Source organism: Nitrosomonas sp. Nm34, assembly GCF_900113925.1.
Classification (GTDB): Bacteria; Pseudomonadota; Gammaproteobacteria; order Burkholderiales; family Nitrosomonadaceae; genus Nitrosomonas.
Genome location: NZ_FORD01000124.1, coordinates 1 through 2,867, shown reverse-complemented (window position 1 = coordinate 2,867; position 2,867 = coordinate 1). Strand labels below are relative to the sequence as shown.

Sequence of the window (2,867 nt, the reverse complement as noted above, 5' to 3'; positions counted from 1 at the left end):
TCCATGGCGTAAAAGACTGGCATGCACGAGGTCGAACCAATGTGATTGGCGCTCTGATCGGAAAGACGCTGCTGACCATAAGTCTGTTCATCGCCAATATCACCGCTGACATTTTCTATGCGTGGATAACGCAGGGCCTTTTGCCTAAACTTCTGCTCGCTTGCGTGATTGTCATGGACAACGCAACGTTCCATAAACGGCAGGATATCCAAACCGCCATTGCCAATGCCGGGCATACACTTGAATACCTGCCGCCTTATTCCCCGGACTTAAATGACATTGAACCCAAATGGGCTCAGGCCAAAGCCATCAGAAAAAGGGAAGGGTGTTCCATCGAGCAGCTCTTTGCCGCTTATGAAATTTAAATCATTTTATATGAGATCTACTATATGTTCTTTAATCCTATATATTAGGAATCATTCTTAACTGGTTAAGCTATATTTCGGGAATTCTTAGCGGTAATAAAAAATCCTGCGCTATCCCCATTCTGCTGCTTTTTTGCTGGTTTTAGAACTACCCAGGCAATGAATGCCATTGCAATAAAACACTACCACCTGATCTTTGTTAGCCAGCCAAATTACTGGCTGTGAAAAGCGCACTATTGACAGCCAGATGCTGGGCTCCCGGGATATCGCCTTGATTGAAATCTTCCAATTTGCGCATATCGACAAACAGATAGCCTCTGTCAAATAGCAGCTTGGCAGTTTCAGTATTGATCGTGATAGCCCCGTTACTTGTTTCAGTGCCATCTCTGCCGGGGTGCTGGCATGCGCAGTCAGCTGCCATGAGAGCAACGACACCATTAAGATTGTTTTCATGTTTATTCTCCCGAATGAGCAAGATCATATCGTTGCAGTGATTTCAGGAAATACCTTGTAGAACATGACATAAGCGGCACTCAGGGTCAGTATCAGATTCAGCGACTGTCCGCAGATATACAGGATCAAGGGTTTTCCCCCAATAAAATGATGTTTGAGGGTCTTGAAATGAGTGGATAATCCGATACTTGCAAATGCCAGGCAAAAGAAATAGGTACGCAGATTTTTGGTAAAATCATTCAGCATCCCATTTTCCAGCACCAGATCCGCACTGTGTTTATCGAGTGAGGAATGAAGAAGAGAAAACAGCATGCTCGCACCGATGAAGCCGAGAATGAACTTGGGAAAGCGATGCCAGATTTCACCGATAGTGATCTGGCGCGCTTGGGCATCCCGTTCAACCCTGGTGGTAAAATAAACAGCTACTGCAAAGGCGATGATACCGATCAGCATATTCTGAATCATCTTGATAGTAGCGGCCACATACATGGCTTTATCACCCAGCACTGCGCCTGCAGCCACGACTGCGCCCGAGCTGTCGATAGTCCCGCCGATCCAGGCACCCCCCAATATTTCCGGCATGCCGACAAATTTGATGAAAATCGGCATCATGACCATCATGATGGCGGTGAACACCATACTCAGTCCGATGGCCACGGTGAGTTCCTCGCGACTGGCTTTACTGGCGGCAGCTGTGGCGATGGCAGCGGAGACACCGCATACGCTCATATCGGCACTGATGGTGATATTGAGTGATTTGGAGGCCATTTTCAGCACAGTTTGACCAAACCAGTAGGTTGTTACTAGGACGATGGGCGTCACTACCCAGGCGACAAAAATACCCGGCAGGCCAATTGCCAGGATCTTGCCGATCAGCAGTTCTGCCCCCATCAGTACCAGTCCGGTTTTAATGAAAAACTCCGTTTGCAGGGCGGGCGTTATCCATGCTGGCGTCCCGATGGTGTTGCTGATGAGGATACCAAGCAAAATGGCCCAGATAGCGTATTCGATACCCAAATCCTTCAAGTCATTTTGTGCCGCCAGCAGTAATGAAATTAATGCCAACAAAAAGATAAAAGCAAAACCTTTGACAAAGGGTAGGAATGCAATCCCCTGCACTTTGGCCCCCACGCCAAATAACACTGCCAGCAAGACGCCCAGCAAGAGGCTATGGGGCAGGGAAAAAGGACCTGCTTTCAGTTTGGCTTTTTTCTTGTCAGTTTCTTGCACGAGTTGTTGCCACTCCTCAATCGCAGCTTGCGCTGCAAGATTGAGTTTTTCTACCTTAAAATCAACCGCTTGTGCTGCCAGTTCGAGCGCTATGGCCTGTTGGCGGGCAAGATCAATTGCCTGGTTTTCAGCGATCAGATCGGCTTCAGTGGCAGGTTTGTAGATCGCTTGTGCAGGATTGTCGCTCCATTTGTTAGGCAATGTGCTCAAGCTTTTCAGGAATTGACCCACCGGTTGATCGGACAGTTTCAGTTTCGCCAGCTTGCTGCTGGCTTCGTGCCAGGCCACGGTTTTGATCGGTTTAGCTGCTTCATTTTCCAGGATTGCCGTTGTTTCAGCCATTTTTTGTGTCAGATCTGCAGAAAGAAGGCTGAAATAAAAAGCGAGTCCCGCGAGTAGTAATAAGCTGCCAAGGATAATAGCCCAGAAATCTTCTGTTCTAAAAAAAGGTTGTTGATGATGTTTACTCATGATTAAGAATGTTAAAAAGTGATGGCCAGACTACAAAATCAGAGAGCACAATAAACATATGGATTTGCTTATGTTATTGATATCTTGGTTATGTCGCAAGATATCTCGTCATGTTCATGTGCATGGTCGTCCTTTTGTTGCCAATCTGCCAGAGCCTGATCGCAGGATAGGCAGATAAGAAATAACGTAAAATAACCGTATTTTTCTTCATGAGAACTAAGTGTGTTTACTTAAAGTGTTTTTACTTATTTAGCTAGAGTTTAGAGTTTCACCCTTAAAGGAAAAAATTACCCAAAGATAAAAGAGTAACAAAAAACTTGACAAAGCAACGAAAAAATCGTTGCCGCC

General features: G+C 46.0%; 3 protein-coding genes. 1 reads left to right on the top strand and 2 read right to left on the bottom strand.

What is annotated here, in order from left to right; translation table 11 throughout:
* Positions 1-365 (top strand): transposase (locus tag BM283_RS17565; RefSeq protein ID WP_139225346.1); only part of this gene is annotated, 365 nt, incomplete at its 5' end.
* Positions 366-564: 199 nt separating this feature from the next.
* On the opposite strand, the gene BM283_RS17560 is transcribed toward BM283_RS17565, so the two are convergent.
* Positions 565-846 (bottom strand): rhodanese-like domain-containing protein, encoded by a 282-nt coding sequence (locus tag BM283_RS17560; RefSeq protein ID WP_090695428.1) that lies wholly within the window; start codon positions 844-846, stop codon positions 565-567.
* Positions 843-2,519, bottom strand: coding sequence for a YeiH family protein (locus BM283_RS17555; RefSeq protein WP_090695427.1), 1,677 nt, complete (start codon positions 2,517-2,519; stop codon positions 843-845). Before BM283_RS17555 ends, BM283_RS17560 begins: the two co-directional genes overlap by 4 nt.
* Positions 2,520-2,867 lie beyond the last annotated feature (348 nt).

What these genes read in the sequence shown, in the direction of transcription:
- BM283_RS17560 (WP_090695428.1), bottom strand. Translation starts at nt 846, where the DNA reads ATGATCTTGCTCATTCGGGAGAATAAACATGAAAACAATCTTAATGGT.
- BM283_RS17555 (WP_090695427.1), bottom strand. Translation starts at nt 2,519, where the DNA reads ATGAGTAAACATCATCAACAACCTTTTTTTAGAACAGAAGATTTCTGG.